15 protein-coding genes are annotated in these 23,915 nt (G+C 68.0%); 7 read left to right on the top strand and 8 right to left on the bottom strand.

What is annotated here, in order from left to right; translation table 11 throughout:
• Nucleotides 1-71 precede the first annotated feature (71 nt).
• The 5 genes from gyrA to pbpC all read left to right on the top strand — a co-directional run bounded on the left by gyrA (nucleotide 72) and on the right by pbpC (nucleotide 13,113).
• Entirely contained in the window at nucleotides 72-2,792 is a 2,721-nt protein-coding gene (gene gyrA, locus ACKTTN_RS08220; protein ID WP_407909369.1) for a DNA gyrase subunit A, read from the top strand.
• 264 nt (nucleotides 2,793-3,056) lie between these two features.
• Nucleotides 3,057-4,325, top strand: coding sequence for an HD-GYP domain-containing protein (locus ACKTTN_RS08225; RefSeq protein WP_407909370.1), 1,269 nt, complete (start codon nucleotides 3,057-3,059; stop codon nucleotides 4,323-4,325).
• Nucleotides 4,326-4,329: 4 nt separating this feature from the next.
• Nucleotides 4,330-5,634 carry a putative bifunctional diguanylate cyclase/phosphodiesterase gene (locus tag ACKTTN_RS08230; RefSeq protein ID WP_407909371.1) on the top strand — a complete coding sequence of 435 codons (1,305 nt, stop codon included), beginning with the start codon at nucleotides 4,330-4,332 and terminating at the stop codon, nucleotides 5,632-5,634.
• Between the two features lie 89 nt (nucleotides 5,635-5,723).
• Nucleotides 5,724-10,670, top strand: coding sequence for an alpha-2-macroglobulin family protein (locus ACKTTN_RS08235; RefSeq protein ID WP_407909372.1), 4,947 nt, complete (start codon nucleotides 5,724-5,726; stop codon nucleotides 10,668-10,670).
• Nucleotides 10,671-10,806: 136 nt separating this feature from the next.
• Complete coding sequence (gene pbpC, locus ACKTTN_RS08240; RefSeq protein WP_407910047.1) at nucleotides 10,807-13,113, top strand: penicillin-binding protein 1C; 2,307 nt, start codon at nucleotides 10,807-10,809, stop codon at nucleotides 13,111-13,113.
• A gap of 3 nt (nucleotides 13,114-13,116) precedes the next feature.
• On the opposite strand, the gene ACKTTN_RS08245 is transcribed toward pbpC, so the two are convergent.
• Nucleotides 13,117-13,596 carry a peroxiredoxin gene (locus ACKTTN_RS08245; protein WP_407909373.1) on the bottom strand — a complete coding sequence of 160 codons (480 nt, stop codon included), beginning with the start codon at nucleotides 13,594-13,596 and terminating at the stop codon, nucleotides 13,117-13,119.
• 139 nt (nucleotides 13,597-13,735) lie between these two features.
• On the opposite strand from ACKTTN_RS08245, the gene ACKTTN_RS08250 reads away from it, so the two are divergent.
• Together ACKTTN_RS08250 and ACKTTN_RS08255 are read left to right on the top strand one after the other, a co-directional pair.
• A complete protein-coding gene (locus tag ACKTTN_RS08250) occupies nucleotides 13,736-14,215 on the top strand; it encodes an Hsp20/alpha crystallin family protein (protein ID WP_407909374.1) in 480 nt (159 codons plus the stop codon).
• A gap of 119 nt (nucleotides 14,216-14,334) precedes the next feature.
• On the top strand, nucleotides 14,335-15,231 hold the full coding sequence (locus ACKTTN_RS08255) for a DnaJ C-terminal domain-containing protein (RefSeq protein ID WP_407909375.1): 897 nt from the start codon (nucleotides 14,335-14,337) through the stop codon (nucleotides 15,229-15,231).
• A 72-nt stretch (nucleotides 15,232-15,303) separates the two neighbouring features.
• Here the strand turns inward: ACKTTN_RS08255 and ACKTTN_RS08260 are convergent, their stop codons facing one another.
• The 7 genes from ACKTTN_RS08260 to ACKTTN_RS08290 form a co-directional block, all read right to left on the bottom strand.
• The gene (locus ACKTTN_RS08260; RefSeq protein WP_407909376.1) at nucleotides 15,304-15,669 is read right to left on the bottom strand and encodes a response regulator; all 366 of its coding nucleotides are present in this window, start codon (nucleotides 15,667-15,669) and stop codon (nucleotides 15,304-15,306) included.
• Between the two features lie 57 nt (nucleotides 15,670-15,726).
• Nucleotides 15,727-16,716, bottom strand: a complete 990-nt coding sequence (locus ACKTTN_RS08265; protein WP_407909377.1) for a YhdH/YhfP family quinone oxidoreductase — start codon at nucleotides 16,714-16,716, stop codon at nucleotides 15,727-15,729.
• 19 nt (nucleotides 16,717-16,735) lie between these two features.
• Nucleotides 16,736-17,329, bottom strand: a complete 594-nt coding sequence (locus ACKTTN_RS08270; RefSeq protein WP_407910048.1) for an LOG family protein — start codon at nucleotides 17,327-17,329, stop codon at nucleotides 16,736-16,738.
• A gap of 8 nt (nucleotides 17,330-17,337) precedes the next feature.
• Nucleotides 17,338-18,198 (bottom strand): class I SAM-dependent methyltransferase, encoded by an 861-nt coding sequence (locus ACKTTN_RS08275; RefSeq protein WP_407909378.1) that lies wholly within the window; start codon nucleotides 18,196-18,198, stop codon nucleotides 17,338-17,340.
• 73 nt (nucleotides 18,199-18,271) lie between these two features.
• Nucleotides 18,272-19,702 (bottom strand): dihydrolipoyl dehydrogenase, encoded by a 1,431-nt coding sequence (gene lpdA / locus ACKTTN_RS08280; protein WP_407909379.1) that lies wholly within the window; start codon nucleotides 19,700-19,702, stop codon nucleotides 18,272-18,274.
• 60 nt (nucleotides 19,703-19,762) lie between these two features.
• Nucleotides 19,763-21,010 carry a dihydrolipoyllysine-residue succinyltransferase gene (sucB, locus tag ACKTTN_RS08285; RefSeq protein WP_407909380.1) on the bottom strand — a complete coding sequence of 416 codons (1,248 nt, stop codon included), beginning with the start codon at nucleotides 21,008-21,010 and terminating at the stop codon, nucleotides 19,763-19,765.
• 58 nt (nucleotides 21,011-21,068) lie between these two features.
• On the bottom strand, nucleotides 21,069-23,897 hold the full coding sequence (locus tag ACKTTN_RS08290; RefSeq protein ID WP_407909381.1) for a 2-oxoglutarate dehydrogenase E1 component: 2,829 nt from the start codon (nucleotides 23,895-23,897) through the stop codon (nucleotides 21,069-21,071).
• Between the last annotated feature and the right edge of the window lie 18 nt (nucleotides 23,898-23,915).

Below are 23,915 nucleotides of genomic sequence, written 5' to 3' on the forward strand. Positions count from 1 at the left end.
TCCTGGCGGCGCACAAGCGCTGTTCGGCGGCGCTCGAGGCGGCGGTGTCCTTCGTCCCAGACGGAATCCCGATGACGGAACTCGCTCGCGAAATCATCCCGGTCAACCTCGAAGACGAGATGCGCCGCAGTTACCTCGATTACGCGATGAGCGTGATCGTCGGCCGCGCTCTCCCGGACGTGCGCGACGGCCTCAAGCCGGTGCACCGCCGCGTGCTCTTCGCGATGAACGAACTGGGCGCGCACAGCAACCGGCCGTACTACAAGTCCGCGCGAATCGTCGGCGACGTCATCGGTAAGTACCACCCGCACGGCGACACCGCCGTCTACGACACGCTGGTGCGCATGGCGCAGCCGTTCTCGCTGCGCTACATGCTGGTCGACGGGCAGGGCAACTTCGGCTCGATCGACGGCGACTCTGCCGCGGCCATGCGTTACACCGAGGCGCGCATGTCGCGCATCGCGCACGAGCTGATGGCGGACATCGACAAGGAAACCGTCGACTTCCAGCCGAACTACGACGAGAAGGAACTCGAGCCCACCGTCATGCCGACGCGTGTGCCGAACCTGCTGGTCAACGGTTCCGCCGGCATCGCGGTCGGCATGGCGACGAACATCCCGCCGCACAATCTCAACGAAGTCATTGACGCGACGATCGCGCTGATCGACAACCCCGAGATCGACGTCGAAGGCCTGATGGAGTTCATCCCGGGCCCGGATTTCCCGACCGCGGGCATCATCAACGGCACCGCCGGCATCGTCGCCGCGTACCGCACCGGCCGCGGCCGCGTGCGCATGCGCGCGAAGGCCGACATCGAGACGATGGACAACGGCCGCGAGGCCATCATCGTCACCGAGATCCCGTACCAGGTGAACAAGGCGCGGTTGATCGAGAAGATCGCCGAGCTGGTGAAGGAAAAGAAGCTCGAAGGCATCAGCGAGCTGCGCGACGAGTCCGACAAGGACGGCATGCGCATCTACATCGAGGTCAAGCGCGGCGAGTCGGCCGACGTCATCCTCAACAACCTCTATCAGCAGACGCAGATGGAGTCGGTGTTCGGCATCAACATGGTTGCGCTGGTCGATGGCCGCCCGAAGCTGCTGAACCTGCGCGAGATCATCGAAGCGTTCGTACGCCACCGCCGCGAGGTGGTGACCCGTCGCACGATCTTCGACCTGCGCAAGGCACGCGCGCGCGCCCACATCCTGGAAGGCCTGACTGTCGCGCTCGCCAACATCGACGAGATGATCGAGCTGATCAAGACGTCGGCGAACCCGGTCGAGGCGCGCGAGCGCATGCTCGCCCGCACGTGGAATGCGGGGCTCGTCAGTTCGTTGCTCGCGGCGGCCGGCGCGGATGCGTCGCGTCCTGACGACCTGCCGGCCGGCGTCGGCCTGCGCGACGAGAACGGCGTCGCGCGCTACCAGCTCACCGAGACGCAGGCGCAGCAGATCCTCGAAATGCGCCTGCATCGCCTCACCGGGCTGGAGCAGGACAAGCTCACCGACGAGTACCGCGCGCTGCTTGAAACGATCCGCGGCCTCATCGAAATCCTCGTCAATCCCGATCGCCTGCGCGAAGTGATCCGCACCGAGCTGCTCGACCTCAAGGCCGAGTTCGGCGATGCGCGCCGCAGCGAAATCCGCGCGAGCGAAGAGGATCTCGACATCCTCGACCTCATCGCACCCGAAGACGTGGTGGTGACGCTGTCGCACGCCGGTTACGCCAAGCGCCAGCCGGTGGCCGCCTATCGCGCGCAGAAGCGCGGTGGCCGTGGCCGCAACGCGGCGAAGACCAAGGACGAGGACTTCATCGACAACCTGTGGCTGGTCAACACGCACGACACCATGCTGACGTTCACCAGCACCGGTCGCGTGTTCTGGCTGCCCGTGCATCTGCTGCCCGAAGCGGGCGCCACGTCGCGCGGCCGTCCGATCATCAACTGGATCCCGCTGGAAGCCGGCGAGCAGGTGCAGGCCGTCGTGCCGGTGCGCGAGTACGTCGAAGGCAAGTACGTGTTCTTCGCCACGCGCAATGGCACGGTCAAGAAGACGCCACTGACCGAGTTCGCCTTCCGCCTGCAGCGCGGCAAGATCGCGATCTCGCTCGACGAGGGTGACGCGCTGGTCAATGCCGAACTCACCGACGGCAGCCGCGACATCATGCTGTTCGCGAGCAACGGCAAGGCCGTGCGCTTCGCCGAGTCGGAAGTGCGCCCGATGGGCCGCAACGCGACCGGCGTGCGCGGCATGCGCCTGGCCGAAGGCGACGAGGGCGCGGAAGGCGCGAAGGTCGTCAGCCTCATCGTTGTCGACGGCGATGGCGACGTGCTGACCGCGAGCGAACGCGGCTACGGCAAGCGCACGCAGGTCGAGGACTTCCCGCGCAAGGGGCGTGGCACGCAGGGTGTCATCGCGCTCAAGACCACGGAGCGCAACGGCAACATGGTCGGCGCGATCCAGCTCTCCGATCACCACGAGGTGCTGCTGATTTCCGACCGCGGCACGCTGGTGCGCACGCCGGCAGCGGACATCTCGCAGGTCGGCCGCAACACCCAGGGCGTGACGCTGATCCGCCTCGGCGAAGGCGAATGCCTGCAGGCGATCGAGCGCGTGGACGTCTCCCTCGAGGAAGAGGACGAGATACTGACCGGAGCCGCGGTGACCGCGGAGGACGGTAGCGTCCCGGCCGTCGATCGCCACCTGCTCAACGTCGCCGGCCACGATCCGGAGGCCGCGATGGACGCGGACGACGCAGCGGACGAAACGGCCGACGACGAACCGTCCGCCTGATCCATCCGGGCCGATGAAAACGCCGACCTCCGGGTCGGCGTTTTTCTTTCTGGGGCCTGCGACGACGCGGCGTCGCGCGGGGTGAATTCTTCATCACCGCGGAAGCGCGACCGGGGTCAAGGTTCGCTGGCAGCCGCCGTTAGGCTGTCGAGAGGAGCCGATCGACCGCCGCATGCGCAGCCAGACCGACCTACGCCGGAAACATGTCCCGATCGCCGCGACGCCGGCCGGTCGCGGTCCGCGCCGTCTCCGGAGCCTTGCGCGATGAAGGGCACGACGACGGCAGCGATCGAGTTCCGCCAGGAACTCCGCATCACGACCGCCGGCCTGGAGCGCGGCATGTTCGTGAGCGAACTCGACCGGCCTTGGCTCGGCAGCGGGTTCGCGTTCGAAGGCGTGCTGGTCGAGAGCGACGACGACCTGCGTCGCATCCAGGCGATGTGCAGGCACGTCAGCGTCGACATCGCGCGCGGCAAGGCCCCATCGCCGCACCACGTGGTGTTCGATACCGAATCACAGGCGGAGATCGCCGCGCCCGTTGTGCCGCCGACGTCCTCGGGCCCGTTCCGTTCGATCCTCTCGCGCGTGTTCGGCGCGGAGACGGTCGCCGCCGAGAAGGCACACGAAACGCTCGAAGCCGGCGTGCGCGACGTCATGGACGGCCTGCGTACCGGCGGCAAGCTCGATGCCGACAAGCTGCGCGAGGGCGTCGACACGATGCTCGACTCGATCACCCGCAACCCGACGGCGTTGCCATGGGTGATGGAGATGCGCCGCAAGGGCGACTACGTCTACCAGCACGGCATCGCCTGTTCGATCTGGGCAGCGGCGTTCGGTCGCCACCTCGGGCTCGAGCGCGACGACCTGCGCGACCTCGCCCTCGGCGCGCTGCTGTGCGACGTCGGCAAGGTGCGGCTGCCGGATTCGCTGCTGTCGAAGGTCGGCGCGATCGATGACGAAGACCGGCGTCGACTGCGTTCGCACGTCGACGAGAGCCGCAGCATCATCGACCAGACGCCGGGCCTGTCGACGGTGGTGCACCAGATCGTCGAGCACCACCACGAACGCCATGACGGCTCGGGCTATCCGGCCGGCCTGCAGGGCGCTGGGATCCCGATGTTCGCGCGCATCGCCGGCATGGTGGACAGCTACGACGCGATGGTCAGCCAGCGCCCGTACGCGCGCGTGCGCTCGCCGCACGAAGCGGTGATGGAGCTCTACGAGACGCGCGACAAACTGTTCCAGGCCGAACTCGTCGAGCAGTTCATCCGCACCTGCGGCGTGTATCCGACCGGCACGCTGGTCGAGTTGTCGGACGGAACGGTCGGCGTGGTGATGTCGGTCAACACGCTCAAGCGCCTGCGGCCGAGCGTCATGCTGATCCTCGGGCCGGACAAGCAGCCGCTCGCCGAGTTCAGGCTGGTCGACCTGGCCGAAGTTGCGAACGATGCCAACGGCGCGCCGCTCAACGTGCGTGGTGGGCTGCCCGCCGGCGCGTACGGCGTCGATCGCGCCGCGCTGTTCCTGGACTGACCGCATGCTCGTCGCCAACGACGAACTGACCGGCCTGCGCGACCGGCGTACGTTCCTGTCGCTGCTCGGCCGACAGGTGGTGCACGCCGCCGAGAAGCGCGTCCCGATGGCATTGCTGGTCATCGACATCGACGGCTTCGCGCAGATCAACGGCGTGCACGGCTTCGCGATGGGCGACCGCCTGCTTGCCCATCTCGCGCAGCAGTTGCAGTTCGTAACGCGCCCGCAGGATTACGCCGCGCGCATCGGCGACAACCGCTTCGCGCTGATCCTGACCGGCATGATGAATGCGGGCCATGTCGAACTCGCAGTGCAGAAGCTGTTCCGCGTGCTCGCGCGGCCGATGCGCGAAGGGCAGGCGGAGCTGCACGTTCCGGTGACCGTCGGCGTCGCGATGGCGCCGCGTCATGCGACGCATTCGGAGTTCCTGCTTCGTCGCGCCGAAGCCGCGTTGTCGCGCGCACGTCGTGCCGGCGTTCGCCACATGTTCGCGCCGGACACCGCGGGCGACGTCGACATCTCCGACCAGTGGGATCTCGAAGTGCAACTCGGCGGTGCGATCGAGCGCGGCGAGATGTCGCTCAGTTTCCAGCCCAAGCTCGATGCCGCCACGTTGCAACCGGTCGGCGCCGAAGCCTTGATGCGCTGGAACAGCAGCACGCGCGGCATGGTGTCGCCGGCGGTGTTCATTCCGGTCGCCGAGCGCATCGGCCACATCAAGAAGCTCACCGTGTGGGCGCTCAACACCGCGCTGCGCCAGGCGTCGCAGTGGACGTTCCCGTCGGGGCCGCCGTCGGTGTCGATCAACATCCCGGGCATGCTCGCGACCGAGCCCGACCTGCCCGAACTCGTCGAGAACGCGCTGCGCCTGTGGGGCGACGGCGTGCAACTCATCGTCGAGATCACCGAAAGCTCGCTGATGGATGCGCGCGCCGCGTTCCCGATCCTCGAGCGCATTCGCGCACTCGGTGCGCGTATCTCGATCGACGACTTCGGCACCGGCTATTCGTGCCTCGCCTACTTCCGCAACATTCCGGCGGACGAATTGAAGATCGACCGTTCGTTCGTCACCGAGCTGGCGACCGATCCGTCCTGCGCCGACATCATCCGGTTCGTCGTCGACCTCGCGCATCGCTTCGGCCTGACGGTCGCGGCGGAGGGCATCGAGGACGAGGCGACGCGCGATCGCCTGGCGTCGCTCGGCTGCGACGTGCTGCAGGGCTATCTGTTCGCCAAGCCGATGCCGTCGGCCGACCTGACGCGCTGGCTTGGCGCGCATCGAAACGAGTCCGTTTCGTCCACCGATTGACGTATCGCCGCCGTCCGTCGGCATGCGTTTTCGCGCGTTTGCGGATGCCTATACTGCGTGCATTCTCGATGGGGGCACGCATGCCACGCATGCAACGCGCGGACGGATCCGCAGCCTCGCGCCGCATCGGCGCGATGATCTTGATGTGTCTTGTTCTGGCGATCGGGCTCGGGGCGTGCAAGCGCGATACCGACGGCGAGTTGCCGACGCCTGGCGGCGAGGCGATCCGCGCCAGGCGCGTCGCGGCGGGCGAGTTCGGCATCGCCTCGGTCTACCCCGACAAGTCCGACGACGAACTGGCCATCGCGGTCGAGTTCAGCCGCCCGCTCGCACCCACGCAACCATTCGACGGCCTGATCGTCGTGCGCGACGACAAGGGCGGGCGCGTGGACGGCGGCTGGGTGCTGGACGAGGGTGCGAAGATCCTGCGCTTCCCGCATGTCGAGCCGAGCCGGCACTACCTCGTCGTCGCGTACCCGGGGCTGACCGCCGCCGACGGCAGTCGCATCGGCAGCCAACTCGAACGCAAGGTCTACACGGGCCCGCTCGATCCCGTGGTCGGATTCGCGTCGCAGGGGAGCGTGCTGCCCGCGCGCGAAACACGCGGGCTGCCGGTGGTGTCGATCAACGTGCCCGAGGTGGACGTCGAGTTCCTGCGCGTTCGCGACGGCGAGCTTCCGAAGTTCTTCGCCGAGTACCAGCGCGGCGGCCGCCGCGGCAGCTGGGACCTCGACAACGACGGTCGCGAGCACCGCGCGCTGTCGCGCATCGCCGACCCCGTCTACGTCAACCGGTTCGTGCTGGGCGGCAAGGCCAACGAACGCGTGCTGACCTACCTGCCGATCCAGGACATCAAGGAACTGCAGGAGCCCGGCCTGTACTTCGCGGTGATGAAGAAGTCGGGCGCGTTCAAGGACGACTTCGAGACCGCGTTCTTCACCGTCAGCGACCTCGGCCTGCACGCGCGCGCCTACAAGGACCGCCTGTTCGTCCACACCGCATCGCTGCTCGATGGTTCCGGCACGGGCGGCGTCGACCTGCGCGTTCTCGACGCCGCCGGCAACCCGGTGTTCAAGGGCACCACCGACTCCAACGGCAACGCGTTGCTTGACTACAAGCTCGACGCCGCGCACGTGCTGATCGCGCGCCGCGGCAGCGACGTCACCATGCTGCCGTTCAACCAGCCGGCGCTCGACCTGTCCGAGTTCGCGGTGGCCGGTCGCGAGCAGGCGTGGTTCGACGTGTTCGCATGGGCGGGACGCGACCTGTATCGCCCCGGCGAAACCGTGCATCTGTCCGCGCTGCTTCGCGACCACGACGGCAATCCGCTGGTCATCGCCGCCGGCAAGAAGGCCCAGCCCGTCTACGTGCGTTACGTGCAGCCCGACGGCAAGACGCTGATCGAATCGCGCCTGCAGCCTGACGCGCAGGGCTACGTGCGCCAGGACCAGCTGATTCCGGAGGACGCGCCCACGGGCCGCTGGCGCGTCGAGTTCCGCACCGATCCGGGCAGCAAGGAGGCCGTCGACGGCATGACCCTACGCGTCGAGGAGTTCCTGCCCGAACGCCTGAAGCTCGACCTCACCGCGCAACCGGTCGTCGCACCCGGCCAGCCGCTCAAGCTGCACGTGCAGAGCGGTTACCTGTACGGCGCGCCGGCCGCCGGCAACCGCTTCACCGCGCGGCTCGCGATCGCCGTCGAACAGCATCCGCTCGAGAAGTTGCCCGGCTACTTCTTCGGCGACGCCACGTTGCAACTGCCGGACAAGGCCGACGATGTCGTCGACACCACGCTCGACCCGAACGGCCGTTTCGATGTCGACATCGCGCTGCCGAAGGAAGCGAAGCCCGTTTCCCCGATCGCGCTGATGCTGAGCGGCAGCGTGTACGAAACGGGTGGCCGCACGGTCAACCGCAGCGTCAAGCGCGTGATGTGGCCGGCGGACGCGCTGGTGGGCGTACGCCCGATGTTCGACCCGGACGACGGCGCGAGCGCGAACGCGTCGGCGCGCTTCCAGATCGTTCGCATGGATGCGCAGGGCCGTCCGCGTCCGGCCAGCGGCCTGCGCGTCACGCTGGTGCGCGAGCGCCGCGACTACCACTGGGATTACGACGAGGACAACGGCTGGGACTACGCGTTCACCCGACGCTTCGAGAACGTGCAGACGCGCAGCGTCGACGTCGGCAACGACGCTGCGAGCATCGATTTCCCGGTGGAGTGGGGCGACTACCGCGTCGATGTGTACGACCCGCAGACCAAGCTGACATCGCGCTATCCGTTTACCGCCGGGTGGAGCTGGAACGACGAGAACCGTGGGCTCGACGCGCGCCCCGACAAGGTCAAACTCGCGCTCGACAAGACCGGCTATCGCGCCGGCGACACGCTCAAGGTCACCGTCACGCCGCCCAATCCGGGCCGCGGCCTGCTGATCGTGGAGTCGGATCACATGCTGTACGTGCAGTCGGTCGACGTGAAAGCCGGCAGCACCTTCGAAATTCCTGTGACGAAGGACTGGGAGCGCCACGACGTCTACGTGACGGCGCTCGTGTTCCGCGGTGGCAGTGCGGTCAGCAAGGTCACACCGGCGCGTGCGGTCGGTGTCGCCTACGTGCCGATGGATCGCCGCGACCGCCGCGTCGCGGTCGGCATCGCCGTTCCCGCGAAGATGCGACCGGAGCGCGACCTGCCGGTCACGATCGCCGTGCCGCAACTTGCGGGGCAACGCGCGAACGTAGTGGTGTCGGCGGTCGACGTGGGCATCCTCAACATCACGCAGTTCCCCGTCCCCGACGCCGCGAAGCACTTCTTTGCGCAGCGCCGGCTCGGCGTCGACGCCTACGACATCTACGGGCGCGTGATTGAAAGCTTCGACGGCGGTACCGCGCGCCTGAAGTTCGGTGGCGACATGGCGCTGCCGGCGTTGCCACAGGCACGACGACCGACCGCGCACGTGCAGACGGTGGACCTCTTCGCCGGGCCTGTCGCGCTCGACGCGAAAGGCATCGCGCGCCTGCGCCTGCCGGTGCCCGACTTCAACGGCACGTTGCGCGTGTCCGCGGTGGTGTATTCGGGCGGCCGCTACGGAAGCGTCGCCAAGGAAAGCATCGTCCGCGCGCCGATCCTGGCGGAGCCGAGCATGCCGCGCGTGCTCGCTCCGGGCGACACCAGCCGCGTCACGCTCGACGTGCAGAACTTCACAGGCCACGCCGGCACGTTCCACGTCAACGTCGATTCGACCGGCCCGCTTGCCATCACCGAAGGCGCGCGAAACGTCACGCTCGCAGCGGAGCAGAAGCTGTCGCTGACCTTCCCGCTGACCGCGAAGGAGGGCTTCGGCACCGGTCGCGTGCGAATCCGCGTCGATGGAAACGCGTCGCGCGTGGATCGTGGCTTCGACCTGCCGGTTCGCCCCGCATGGCCGCAGGTGGTTCGTACGCAGACGTCGACGGTGGAAGCGCCCGCATCGCTCACGCTGCCGGCGAACATGGCCGACGGGCTCATTGCCGATTCGGTGGCGGCGCGACTCACCGTGAGCCCGGTCCCGCCGATTCCATTCGCTGCTGCGTTGCAGGGCGCGCTCGACTATCCCTACGGCTGCATCGAGCAGACCACGAGCAAGGGCTACGCGGCACTGATGCTCGACGACGCGACGGCACGCATGCTCGGCGTGCCGGGCCTGGATGCGAAGAAGCGACTTGCACGCATGAACGGCGCGTTCGCGCGCATCTCGGGCATGCAGGTCGCGTCCGGCCACTTCTCGATGTGGGGCGCTGACGACGACAGCGTCAATCCGCTGATCACACCGTACGTCGCCGAGTTCCTGCTCGACGCGCGCGACGCCGGCTTCGCCATTCCGGACAACGTGCTGCAGAAGGCGTTGAAGGCGATGAGCGACGACCTGCTCGGCGGCAGCAGCGGCTTCTACGGCTACGACAACCGCGAACACCTGCGCTTCGCCTACCAGGCACATGCCGGTTACGTGCTCGCGCGCGTCAACCGTGCGCCCCTCGGCACATTGCGCGGGCTGTACGACAACGACCGCAAGCAGAGCATCACCGGCCTGCCGCTGGTGCACCTGGGCCTCGCGCTCGCGCTGCAGGGTGATCGTGCGCGCGGCGTGCGCGCGATCCAGGACGGGTTCGATCGCGATCCCGATGCGCGGCCGTCCTACCTCGGCGATTACGGCAGCCGCGTTCGTGACGACGCACTGATGCTGGCGCTGACGCGTCGTCATGGGCTCGCACCGAAAGCGTTCGACACGCGCCTGATGGCGCTCGTTCGCGAGATCGATTCGCGTCGCTCGCCCTACGGCATCTATTTCAGTACGCAGGAGCAGGTGGCGCTGGCGCGTCTTGGCAAACAGCTGATGGTCGATACGTCGCGGCAGGTCGTCGGCACCTGGCGTGTCGCCGGTGCGACCACGCCGGTGCCCGGCGCAAAGCTGCAGGCGCGCCTCTTCGATATCGATGCACTGCGCGGCGGCGTGGCGTTCGCGCCCACCGGCACGGGCACGCTGTACGGCACCGTTGATATCGCCGGCATTCCGCGCGACCCGCCGGCGTTCGACGATTCGCGCATCGGCATCGTCCGTCACTGGTACACGCCCGATGGCCAGCCGTGGAATGGCGGCAAGCTCGAGGAGGGCGACGCACTGATCGTGTCGGTGTCGATCACACCGCAGGACGACGTGCCGGACGCGCTGTTCACCGACCTGCTGCCGGCCGGCCTCGAGATCGAGAACTTCAACCTCGGCGACGAGAAGCAGTGGGCCGACGTCAGCATCGACGGCATCGAACTCGCCGACCGCAAGGACGCAGCGGAAGTGAAGCACGAAGAGTTCCGCGACGACCGCTACGTTGCCGCTCTCAAACTTTCGGCCGGCGACACGTCGCGCGTGTTCTATCTGGTGCGCGCGGTTACGCCCGGCACTTACACGGTGCCGCCGCCGCTGGTCGAGGACATGTACCGTCCGTGGATCCGCGGTGTCGGCAAATCGGTGCCGGCGAAGATCGGCGTGGTCGAGCCGGGTCGCTGACGGCGCGACCTTCGCAATACGCCGCCGTGCACGTGACTGACACGTCGCGGCGGGCGGAGAAGTGGAAGTCCTGATGTTTAGTACGTGGCGTTCGGTGTTGATCGGCAGTGATCGCCGCGGCCGCGCATTGCGCGCGATGCTGGCGATCGAGCTGCTGCTGGTCGCGGCGATGCTGCTCGACCTCGCGTTCCCGTTGCCGCCGCCGAATCCACGCGACGGCGGTGCCGTCGTGCTCGCGCGCGACGGCACGCCGCTGCGCGCGTTCGCCGACAGCCGCGGCGTCTGGCGCTATCCGGTGCGCGCCGACGCGATATCGCCGCTCTACCTGCAGGCACTGATCGGGTACGAGGACCGCTGGTTCTGGCGGCATCCCGGCGTCAATCCGTACGCGCTCGGTCGCGCTGGCTGGCAGATGCTGCGCTACCGGCACGTCGTGTCCGGCGGGTCGACGCTGACCATGCAGGTCGCGCGCATCCTCGACCCGCATCCGCGCGACCTCGGTGGCAAGCTGCGCCAGCTGTTCCGTGCGGCGCAGCTCGAAGTGCATGTCGGCAAGCGCGGCATCCTGCAGCTGTATCTCGACCACGCGCCGTTCGGTGGTGCGATCGAAGGCGTGGAAGCCGCGAGCTGGGCCTATCTCGGCAAACCGAGTTCACGCCTGTCGCACGCCGAAGCGGCGTTGCTCACCGTGCTCCCGCAGGCGCCGAGTCGGCTGCGCCCCGATCGCCATCCCGACGCCGCGCGCGTGGCGCGCGACAAGGTGCTGGCGCGCATGGCCGCGCTCGGCGTCTGGTCGGCCGCCGACGCACGCGACGCGCGCATCGAACCCGTCGTCGCGCGCTCGCTGCAGGCGCCACGCCTCGCGCCGTTGCTGGCGCAGCGGCTGCGAAGCGCGTCGCCGCACGAAGCGCGTATCGCATCGACCATCGACCTCGACCTGCAACGCGTCGTCGAGGATCGCGTCGCTGCGTATTTCTCGACGCTTCCCGAGCGAACGTCCGCCGCGTTGCTGGTGGTCGACAACACCACGATGGAAGCGCGCGCCTATGTCGGTTCCATCGACATCGCCGACAGCGCGCGCCTCGGCCACGTCGACATGGTGCGCGCATGGCGGTCACCGGGTTCCACGCTCAAGCCGTTCCTGTACGGCATGGCGCTCGACGATGGATTGATCCATTCCGAAAGCCTGCTCGTCGACGCGCCGCAGTCGTTCGGTGATTACCGGCCCGGAAATTTCGACGCCGCGTTCAACGGGCCGATCGGTGCGGCGGAAGCGCTACGGTTGTCGCTCAATGTGCCGGCGGTCGACCTGCTCGATCGCCTTGGCCCGGTGAAGTTCGACGCGCGACTGCAACACGCGGGTCTGCGCCTGAAGTGGCCGGACGGCGCATCGCCGAACCTGTCGATGATCCTCGGCGGCACGGGCGCGAAGCTCGAGGATCTCGTCGGCGCTTACGCCTCGCTTGCGCGCGGCGGCGTGGCGGGACGCGTGCGTTACACGCCGCGCGACCGGCGCATCGATCGCCGCGTCATGAGCGAAGGCGCCGCGTGGATCATCCGCGACATTCTCGAACGCACGCCGCGCCCGGGCAGCGTCGGCGACCTGTTCGATGCGCGCGGCCGCACGCCGCTCGCGTGGAAGACCGGCACCAGCTATGGCTATCGCGACGCCTGGGCGCTAGGCGCGACGCCTGCGTACACCATCGGCGTGTGGGTGGGGCGCCCGGACGGTACGCCGATGCCCGGCCAGTACGGCGCGGTGACCGCACTGCCGCTGCTGTTCGAGATCGTCGACAGCCTGCCGCACTCGCGCAATGCGTCGGTCGCGAGGAAACCCGCGTCGGTGTCGGAAGTCGATGTGTGCTGGCCGCTCGGTGTTCCGGCCGACGCGCAACCTGCCGCGCTCTGCCATCGGCGCATGACGGCGTGGTCGCTCGACGGCACCGTGCCGCCGACGTTGCCGGAACGCCAGGCGCGCGCATGGAATGCGGGTCGCGAGGACATCGACGTCGATGCGACGTCGGGCCTGCGCGTGTCTGCCGATTGCTCCAAGCCGCACGCGCGTCGTGCGACCTCGCTCGCGCGGTGGCCCGTGCTCGCGTCGCCGTGGCTGACGCAGCGCGAGCGCGAAGCGTCGTCGCTGCCCGCGCTTTCACCCGACTGCAGCGACGACGGCCGCGCCGCCGCGATCACCCTGCACATCGACGGCGTGCGCGACGGCGCGGGCCTCGCATCGGGCGACGGAAAACCGGTGCACGTCGAAGTGCGCGCACTCGGAACCAACGACGACGTGCGCTGGCTGCTCGACGGACGCTTCGTCGCGCAGACGACCGGTGCGTCGACGCTGCCGTTGCAGTTCGCCGACCGCGGCACGCACGTGCTGACCGCGCTCGCGCAGGGCGGTGCGTGGGCGCGGATCTCGTTCGACGTGTTGTCGCGCTAGGCGTTACGCGGTCGCTTCGAGCAGGTTCTCGGCGGTCGACACGCGGAACTCGCCGGGCGCTTCGACGAACAGCTGTTCGATCACACCATCGGCGACGACCATCGCGAAACGCTTGGAGCGGATGCCCATGCCATAGGCCGAGGCGTCGAGGTCCAACCCCAGCGCGCGCGACAGTTCGGCGTTGCCGTCGGCCACCATGCGCATGCCGTCGGGCACGCCGGCGCTGCGCATCCAGGCCTGCATCACGAACGGGTCGTTCACCGCCATGCACGCGACGTCGTAGCCACGACGACGGAATTCGTCGAAATGCTCGATGAAACCCGGCAGGTGACGTTCGGAACAGGTTGGCGTGAACGCGCCGGGCACCGCGAACACCACGGATTTGCCGGTGCCGAACAGCGACAACGTGTCGGTCTTTTCGATGCCGTTCGAGGTGATCTGCTGGACCACGACTTCGGGAATGCGGTCGCCGGGCTGGGCCATGGGGGTGCTCCTGTCGGATGTCTGAACGCAGTGTACGGCGCGCAGCCGACGGGCGGGCGGGGTCTTGAAACCTGCGGCGTTGCCACTAGCTATCGCGGCAGAGCGGCACCGCCGCCATTCCACGATGAGGAGATCGGCCATGAGCCTGAACCAGTATCCGCAGCAGCGTCCGGGCCCGCAGCTCCAGGACGAGTTCAAGCAGCTCTTCGAACGCTTCTTCAACCTCAACGAGACCGGCAACGACGAATCGTCGGTGGTGACCAGCCAGTGGGCGCCGCGCGTCGACATCGTCGAGGAGCCCAACCGCTTCGTGATCTGCGCCGATCTTCCGGGCGTCGATCCGCACGATGTCGAAGTGCTGATGGACAAGGGCATCCTGTCTATCCGCGGCGAGCGCAAGAGCGAGATCAACGCGCAGACGGGCCGCTATTCGCGCGTCGAGCGTCGCTACGGCATGTTCCATCGCCGCTTCGCGCTGCCCGACAGCGCCGACGCCGAGGGCATCACTGCGAACGGCCGCAACGGCGTGCTGGAAATCAGCATTCCCAAGCGTCCGGAAACCACCCCGCGTCGCATCCAGGTAGGCGCCAACGCGCAGGGCGAGGCCACCCGACAGTAAGCACGTGCGCGTGTGCGATCCGGGCGGCGCCGGAACACGGCGTCGTTCCGGACGGGCCACTACACTGACGGCCCGTCGGCGGCGCCTGCCCGCCGTTTCCACGATCCGCGGAGCGCTGGATGCAGTTCAAGGACTACTACGAGACGCTCGGCGTCGAACCCAGCGCGGGCGACGCCGAGATCAAGACGGCCTACCGGCGGCTGGCGCGCAAGTACCACCCCGACGTCAGCAAGGAAAAGGACGCCGAGGACCGCTTCAAGGCGGTGAACGAGGCCTACGAGGCGCTGCGCGACCCCGCCAAGCGCAAGGCCTATGACCAGCTCCGTGCGCGCGGCTACCGGCCGGGCGACGACGTGCAGCCGGGCCCGCAGGATTTCGGCGACTTCGGCGGTGGCGTCGATTTCGACGAGATCTTCGCTGGCGGCGGTGCGGGCGGCGGCTTCAGCGACTTTTTCGAAGGGCTGTTCGGCCAGTCGCGTCGCGGTGGCGGGCGTCCCGGGCCCGGCATGGGACGCGGCCCGGCGCCGCGCCGCGATACGCGCGCGAAGCTCGCCGTGCCGCTGGAGTCGGTATACGAGGGCAAGTCCGTGCGCATCAGCGTCGGCGGTCGCACGCTCGACGTGCGCGTGCCCAAGGGCGTGCGCGAAGGGCAGGTCATCCGGCTCGCGGGGCAGGGCTCGTCCGGCGGCGACCTGCTGCTCGAAGTCGAATACGCCGCGCATCCGAATTTCGAAGTCGACGGCCGCAACGTCATCCACGTCCTGCAGGTAGCGCCCTGGGAGGCGGCACTGGGCGCGACGTTGCACGTGCCCACGCTCGGTGGTGACGTCGAACTGCGCATCCCCCCGAACTCCGACGCGGGCCGCAAGTTGCGACTGCGCGGTCGCGGGCTGCCGGGCGATCCGCCGGGCGACCAGCTCGTCGAACTGGAGATCACCGCGCCGCGCGCGCATTCGGTCGGCCAGATCCAGGCGTACGAAGCGTTGCGCGACGCGTTCGCGGGCGAGCGCGACTGACGTCGCCGCTGCATCATCGACCAGGAAAAAGGCCGCGCATTGCGCGGCCTTTTCTTTCGACACGTACGACGGTCAGCCCGGCATCAACTGCCCGATGATCTCGGCCAAGTCGTTGTCGTTGAACGGCTTGGTGATATAGGCCTTCGCGCCCTGGCGCATGCCCCACATGCGGTCGGTGTCCTGGTCCTTGGTCGTCACCAGCACCACCGGAATGTGCTTGGTCGACGGTTCACGCGAGATCGCGCGCGTGGCCTGGAAGCCGTTGAGGTTCGGCATCACCACGTCCATCAGGATGAGGTCCGGAAGTTCGCGCTTCGCGGCTTCGACACCGGCGGCGCCGTCTTCGGCGGTCAGGGCTTCATGCCCGAGTTTCTCGACGAGGCGTCGGATGCCCATCAGCTGGGAGGGCGAGTCGTCGACGATCAGGATTCGGGCCATGGTGCGCTCTCGGATGTTGGCGCGATTGTAACGGCCCGGCGTGTCGGGACGGCAAGCTCAGAGGCGAACCAGCGTCCTGCCGAACGATCCGCCGGCCAGCATGCCGTCGAAAACGCCCGGCAGGCCGTCGAGGTCGACCTCGCGGGTGAGGATGCGGTCGAGATGCGCAGGCTTCCAGTCGGAGGCCAGGTGCGCCCAGACCTGTTCACGAATGCCGCGCGCGGTACCCGCCGAGGCCACGCCCAGCAGCGACACGCCGCGGATGATGAACGGCATGACGGTGGTCGGCAGGTCGGGCGACGCCGCGAGCCCGGCGCTGGTGACGTTGCCGTAGGGCGCGGTCTGCGCGAGCAGGCTGGCCAGCATCGCGCCGCCGACGTTGTCGAGGCCGCCGCCGAAACGTGCGGTCTCCATCGGGCGCCTGGTGGCGAGCGCATCGCGCGGCAACACGTCGGTGGCCCCGAGCGTGCGCAGGTAGTCGGCATGTTCGGGCTTGCCGCTGATCGCGTGCACCTTGAAGCCGGCACGCGTAAAGATGTCGACCGCCAACGAGCCGACGCCACCGGTCGCGCCGGTCACCGCGAGCGGGCCGTGTCCCGGCGTCTGCCCGTTCTCCAGCATCCGGTACAGCGCGAGCGCGGCGGTGAACCCCGCAGTGCCGAGAATCATCGCTTCGCGCAGGTCCAGCCCAGCGGGCAGGGGAATCGTCCAGTCGGCTTCGAGTCGCGCGTACTCGCCGTAGCCGCCATCCCGCGTTTCGGACAGCCCGCTACCGGTGACGAGCACCGCATCGCCTTCGCGATAACGCGCGTCGCGACTTTCGACCACGTGTCCGGCGACGTCGATGCCGCCCACCAGCGGTGCGCGACGCAGGATCTTGCCCTTGCCGGTGCCGGCCAGCGCGTCCTTGTAGTTCACCGACGAATACGCGGTGCGGATGACGACTTCGCCGGGCGCGAGATCGTCGATCGAAATCGTTTCGACGCCCGCGCGATAGCCGCGATCGTCGTCGTGGATGCGGAAGGCGCGGAAGCTGCTCGGGCTCATCGTGGGTCTCGTGTCGTGCTCAGCGGATTTCGCGGCGACGCTTTTCGTCCATCCACTTGTCGGCCTGCGCGGGCTTGTACGCGCGCATCCACTCCAGCATCGCGTCCATGTCGTCGCCGTGCCACAGGTCGCTGCGCTGCTCCGGGTGCAGGAAACGCTCGGCGACCATGCGATCGAGCATCGACATCAGCGGTACGTAGAAGCCGTCGATGTCGAGGAACGCGCACGGACGGTCGCCGAGGCCGAGCTGGCGCCACGTCAGCATCTCGAACATCTCGTCGAGCGTGCCGAAGCCGCCGGGCAGGGCGATGAACGCATCCGACAGGTCGAACATGCGCGCCTTGCGCGTGTGCATGTCCGCGACGACCTCCAGACGCGTCAGGCCGCGGTGCGCGACTTCCCAGTTGACCAGTTGCTCCGGAATCACGCCGATCACTTCACCGCCGGCCGCCAGCGCGGCATCGGCGACGATGCCCATCAGCCCGACGTTGCCGCCGCCATAGACGACGGCGACGCCGTCCTGCGCGAGGCGACGTCCGAGCGCTGCCGCGCGCTCGGCATAGATCGGACGATTGCCCGCATTGGAGCCGCAGTACACGCACACGGAACGCAGTTGACGCATCAGCTATTGCTCTCCATCAGCACGATGCCGGACATCCGGCGCATCGCGTCGCGCTTCTCGCGCGGTTGCAGTTTCGAAAGCGCGACCCACAGCGGTGCGAACGGCACCGTCCGATTGAGGCGCAGGGATTCGTCCCACATCGAGCGGAACTCGCGTTCGCGCCAACCCGTGGGCGCAAACCATGCGGTGCCTTCGGCAGGTGCGAACCGGAACGGCGCGTTGCCCGCGGCAAGCTTCTTGTCGAGGTGTTTGGTGTAGCGCTTGAGCAGCAGCGGCGACGCGAGATCGCTCAGCCACCAGCGCGCGTGAGCGACGTCGTGCAGGTCGCGCGCGAGCGCGGCGACGTCGTCGGGTTCGAGGTAGACCAGCAGACCTTCGGTGACGACGAGGACCGGTCCGGTCGTCGCGGCGTCGGAGAACAACGCGCGACGGGCTTCCGCGTCGCGCAGGTCGGCGGCGTGGAATTCGAGCCGGCAGCGCGGCGTCTCGCTCGCCATCGCGTCGCGGAAGTACGCGAGCATGTCGGGCAGGTCGACGTGCATCCAGCGCAGGTCGGCGGGCAGGTCGAGGCGATAGGGGCGCGCATCGAGTCCGGCGGCGAGGTTGAGCACCGTGCGTGCGCCCTCGCCGATGCAACGCATGACGATCTCGTCCATCACCGCGGTGCGAACGATCATCGGCCACGCCATGGAGCGGCCGCGCGGCATGTCGCGCACGATCGCTTCGCCGCGCTCGCCGCCGAGGCGTCGCGCATACGGGTCGTGGAAGATCGCGTCGCTGCGCTCGCTTTCCATCGCGCGGTAGATCGCGACCCAGCGGGCGGTGTCGGAGACGTTGCGGACGGGTGTTTCGTCGGACATGGCGGGCTCCGGAAACGACGAGGCCGCCATCATCGCAGGATGACGGCGGCCCCGGGTAACGCGAATGCGACGGTCAGTTCGCCTTGTGGATGGCGCGCTTGTGGACGGCCATCGCGGCGTCGTGCACGGCTTCCGACAGCGACGGATGCGCGTGGCAGATGCGGGCGAGATCGTCCGCAGAACCCTTGAACTCCATCGTCAGCACGCCTTCGTGCACGAGCTCGGACACGTTCGCGCCGACCAGGTGCATGCCCAGCACAGTGTCGGTTTCCGCATGCGCGAGCACCTTCACGAAGCCCGCCGGCTCGGCCATGGCGACCGCGCGACCGACCGCCGCGAACGGGAAGCTGCCTGCCTTGTACGGGGTGCCTTCCGCCTTGAGCTGCTCTTCGGTCTTGCCGACCCAGGCGATCTCCGGCTCGGTGTAGATCACCCACGGGATCGTGTCGAAGTTGACGTGGCCCGGCAGGCCCGCGATCAGCTCGGCCACCGCGATGCCTTCCTCGAAACCCTTGTGCGCAAGCATCGGCCCGCGCACGCAGTCGCCGACCGCCCAGACGCCGTCGACGCCGGTGTGGCAGTGCTCATCGACTTCGATCTGGCCGCGCTCGTTGACCTTGACGCCGGTACCGTCGGCCAGCAGGCCCTTGGTCGCAGCGCGGCGGCCCACGGCCACCAGCAGCTTGTCGACGACGAGCTCCTGCGTCGCGCCCTTGTCGTCGGTGTAGCTGACGTGCACGCCGTCCTTCTTGACCTCGGTGTTCGAGACCTTGCAGCCGAGGCGGATGTCGAGGTTCTGCTTCTTGAACTCGCGCGCGGCGACCTTGCCGACTTCGGCGTCGGCCGCGGCAAGGAAGGTCGGCAGGCCTTCGAGGATCGTCACCTGCGAACCGAGGCGGTTCCACACGCTGCCGAGCTCGAGGCCGATCACGCCCGCGCCGATCACGCCGAGGCGCTTCGGCACTTCGGTGAAATCCAGCGCGCCGACGTTGTCGACGATGTGCTCGCCGAACTTCGCGAACGGCAGTTCGATCGAATCCGAACCCGCGGCGATGATGACGTTCGTGCCCTTGAGCTCGACCGTCGTGCCGTCGTGCTGCTTCACGCTGACGACGTTGCCCGGCTGCAGCTGGCCGAAGCCGTAGAACGCGGTGATCTTGTTCGCCTTGAACAGCGCCGCGATGCCGCCGGTGAACTGCTTGACGATCTTGTCCTTGCGACCAACCATCGTGCCGACGTCGATCTTCGCGTTCTCGAACGCGATGCCGTGCTGGTCGAAGATGTGGCTCATGTTCCAGAACTGGCGCGACGAATCGAGCAGCGCCTTGGACGGAATGCAGCCCACGCGCAGGCAGGTGCCGCCGAGTGCCGGCTGGCCATCCTTGCCGAGCGCGGCGTCGATGCACGCGGTCTTGAGGCCGAGCTGCGCGGCGCGGATCGCGGCGTGGTACCCCGCCGGGCCGGCGCCGATGACGACGACGTCGAATTGCTGTTGTTCGCTCATCTCAGATATTCCTTGTTCGCCTGATGCAAAGGCCCCGCGCGGTGGCGGGGCCGTCGGGCATTACATGCCCAGCAGCATGCGGTGCGGGTTCTCGAGCTGGTTCTTGATGTCGACCAGGAACAGGACCGCGTCCTTACCGTCGATGATGCGGTGGTCGTAGCTCAGCGCGATGTACATCATCGGCGCCGCGACGACCTGGCCGTTCTCGACGATCGCGCGCTCCTTGATGGCGTGCATGCCGAGGATCGCGCTCTGCGGCGGGTTGACGATCGGCGTCGACATCAGCGAACCGAAGGTGCCACCGTTGGTGATCGTGAACGTGCCGCCCTGCAGGTCGTCGAGGCCGAGCTTGCCGTCGCGTGCTTTCTTGGCGTAGTCGGCGATGCCCTTCTCGATGTCGGCGAACGACATGCGCTCGACGTTGCGCAGCACCGGCGTCACCAGGCCCTTGTCGGTCGACACCGCGATCGAGATGTCGGCATAGCCGTGATAGATCACGTCGTTGCCGTCGACCGAGGCGTTGATGATCGGATGGCGCTGCAGCGCGTTCGCCGCGGCCTTGGCGAAGAAGCTCATGAAACCGAGCTTGATGCCGTTGGCCTTGACGAAGTCGTCCTGCAGCTCCGTGCGCATCGCCATGACCTTGCCGAGGTTGACCTCGTTGAAGGACGTGAGCATCGCGATGGAGTTCTTCGACTGCATCAGGCGCTCGGCAATGCGCGCGCGCATGCGCGTCATCGGCACGCGCTCTTCCGGACGCGCGCCGCCCGCGGCGCCGACGCCACCGGACTTCGCGTAGTTGACGATGTCTTCCTTGGTCACCGCGCCGCGGCGACCGGTGCCCGACACGTCGGCGGCGTTGACGCCCGAGGTCTCGGCGGCGAAGCGCGCACCCGGCGGCAGCTGCGCATTGGTCGTCGAAGCCTGACCGCTGGCGGCGGCCGGCGCGGCAGACTTCGGCACGACCGGCTGCGCTTCGGCCGTCGTCGCGGCGGTGTTCTTGGCGTCGATGACCTTGTCGGCCTTCGACTCCGCGGCAGCCGGAGCGGCGGCGGGCGCTGCAGCAGCGGCGCCGGCTTCGACGATCGCGATCACCTGCTCGCTGTTGACCGTCGCGCCGGTGTCGAACTTGATTTCCTTGAGCACGCCGTCGACCGGCGAGGGCACTTCGAGCACGACCTTGTCGGTCTCGAGGTCGACGAGGTTCTCGTCGCGCTTGACCGCGTCGCCCGGCTTCTTGTGCCAGGTGGCGATGGTGGCGTCGGAGACCGACTCGGGCAGCACGGGAACCTTGATTTCGGTGCTCATGGAAAAGCGTCCTTGAGAAATAGAAAGGTGCGGCAAGCGTTGGCGCGGCGTCGGTGGATTACTCCTCCGACACCTCGCCGTTGAGCGGATTGACCAGTGCGTCGGCGATCAGCTGCTGCTGCTCGCGCACGTGGTCGGCGAAGTGGCCGGCGGCCGGCGACGGCGAGCGCGAACGGCCCGCGTAATGGATCGCCTGCTTCGCACCGAGGCATGCAACGAGGTGATGCCGGATCTGGTACCACGCGCCCTGGTTCATGGGCTCTTCCTGGCACCACACCACGTCCTTCGTCGAGTACTGCGCGAGTGCAGCCTTGAGTTCGTTGCGCGGGAACGGATAGAGCTGCTCGATGCGGATCAGTGCGACGTCATCGACACCGCGCTTCTGCATGTCTTCCAGCAGGTCGTAGTAGACCTTGCCACCGCAGATGACGACCCGCTTGGCCTTCTTGGGCGTGCTGAGCGAATCCGGGATCAGCTTCTGGAAGCCGCCCGATGCGAGATCGTCGAGCGACGACACCGCGAGCTTGTGGCGCAGCAGCGACTTCGGCGTCATCACGATCAGCGGCTTGCGCGTGGACATGAGCATCTGGCGGCGGATCATGTGGTACGCCTGCGCCGGCGTGGTCGGCGTGCAGACCAGCATGTTGTCCAGCGCGCACAGCTGCAGGTAACGCTCCAGGCGCGCGGAGCTGTGCTCGGGGCCCTGGCCTTCGTAACCATGCGGCAGGAACAGCGCGAGACCGCACAGGCGGCCCCACTTCGCCTCGCCCGACGACAGGAACTGGTCGATCACCACCTGCGCGCCGTTCGCGAAGTCGCCGAACTGGCCTTCCCAGATGTCGAGCGTCGTCGGATCGGCGGTCGAGTAGCCGTACTCGAACGCCATCACCGCCTCCTCGCTGAGCAGCGAGTCGATGACCGCGACGTCATTCGGGTTGCTCACCAGCTCGCGCAGCGGCAGGTAGTACTCGTCGGTGGTCTGGTCGTGCAGGATGGCGTGGCGGTGGAAGAACGTGCCGCGGCCGCAGTCCTGCCCGACCAGGCGCAGCTTGTAGCTCTCGGTCAGCAGCGTGGCGTAGGCGAGGTTCTCGGCAAAGCCCCAGTCGCCCGGAAGCTCGCCCGCGGTCATCTTGCGGCGGTCTTCGTAGATCTTCGCCACGCGCGGATGCAGCTTGATGCGCTCAGGCACGTTGTTGATCGACGTGGCCAGCTGCACGAGCCTGGTGCGGTCGTAGGTGGTGTCGACCGGGTCGGACACCTTGCCGGTGACGAAGTGCGACCAGTCCGGGGTGAACTCGTCCGGCTTGACGTCGACGACCTCGGCGGTGACTTCGCCCGCGTCCATCTTCGCGCGGAAGCCGTCGACGAGCGCCTGCGCGTCCGCGTCGGTCAGAACGCCCTCGCTGACGAGACGCTTGGCGTACAGCTCGCGCGGCGTCGCGTGCTTGCGGATGACCTGGTACATGAGCGGCTGCGTCGCCGCCGGCTCGTCGGCTTCGTTGTGGCCGTGGCGGCGGTAGCAGACGAGATCGATGACCACGTCCTTGCCGAAGGTGTTGCGGAAGTCGAGCGCGAGCTCGCCACAGAACAGCACCGCGTCCGGGTCGTCGCCATTCACGTGCAGCACCGGCGCGCCGATCATCTTGGAGACGTCGGTGCAGTACAGCGTCGAACGGGCGTCCTGGCGCTCGCTGGTGGTGAAGCCGACCTGGTTGTTGATGACGATGTGCACCGTGCCGCCGACCGCGAACCCGCGCGCCTGCGACATCTGGAACAACTCCATCACCACGCCCTGGCCGGCGAACGCGGCATCGCCGTGCATGAGCACCGGGATGACCTGGTGGCGGCCTTCGTCGCCGCGGCGCGTCTGGCGCGAACGCACGCTGCCCGCGACGACGGGGTCGACGATCTCGAGGTGCGACGGATTGAACGCCAGCGCGAGGTGCACCGGGCCGCCCGGAGTGGCGACGTCGGCGGAGAAACCCATGTGGTACTTCACGTCGCCTTGGTGGGCGAGGTCGCTGTGCACGTGTTCGAACTTGCCTTCGAACTCGTTGAACAGATCGCGCGGCGGCTTGCCCAGCGTGTTGACGAGGACGTTGAGGCGGCCGCGGTGGGCCATGCCCATCACGACTTCCTTCGCGCCCTGCGCGCCGGCGCGGCGGACCATGTCGTCGAGTAGCGGGATCAGCGAATCGCCGCCTTCCAGCGAGAAGCGCTTCTGACCGACGTACTTGGTGCCGAGGTAGCGCTCCAAGCCGTCGGCAGCGGTGAGCCGCTCGAGCACACGCTTGCGGTCGTCCGCGCTGCGCGCGTAGCGGCCGCCGGCCTTCTCCAGCCGCTCGTAGACCCATCGGCGCTGGTCCGACTCGGCGATGTGCATGAACTCGGCGCCGACCGTGCCGGAATAGGTCCGCTTGAGCAGGTCTACGAGGTCGCCCAGCTTCATGCGGTCCTTGCCGCCCACCCCGCCGGTGCTGAACTCGGCGGACAGGTCCTTGTCGGACAGGCCGTGGAAGGCGAGCTCGAGGTCGGGCGCCGGCGGCATCTTCTCGAGGCCCAGCGGATCGATGTCGGCCGCGAGATGGCCTCGCGAGCGGTAGGCGATGATCAGCTTGCCGACCGCGCGCTGGCGCTCATCGGCCTCGCTGCCGCCGCCGGCGGCAACGCCACGGGACGCCTGGCGGCCGGCCTCGGCGATCGACTCGAGCACCGCCGAATGCGGCACCTCGGTCGTCGAGCCGCTCTTCACGCCATCGAAGTAGGCCTTCCATTTCGGGTCGACGCTGTCCGGTGCGACCAGGTACTGCTCGTACAGATCCTCGACGTAGGCGGCGTTCGCGCCGAGTTGGGAGGTCTGGGCAAACTGCTTCAGAAGGCTGTCCACGATGGCGGTGGCGTCTGG

Origin of the sequence: Lysobacter claricitrinus (assembly GCF_045866565.1) — a bacterium.
In the GTDB taxonomy this organism is placed as follows: domain Bacteria; phylum Pseudomonadota; class Gammaproteobacteria; order Xanthomonadales; family Xanthomonadaceae; genus Cognatilysobacter; species Cognatilysobacter claricitrinus.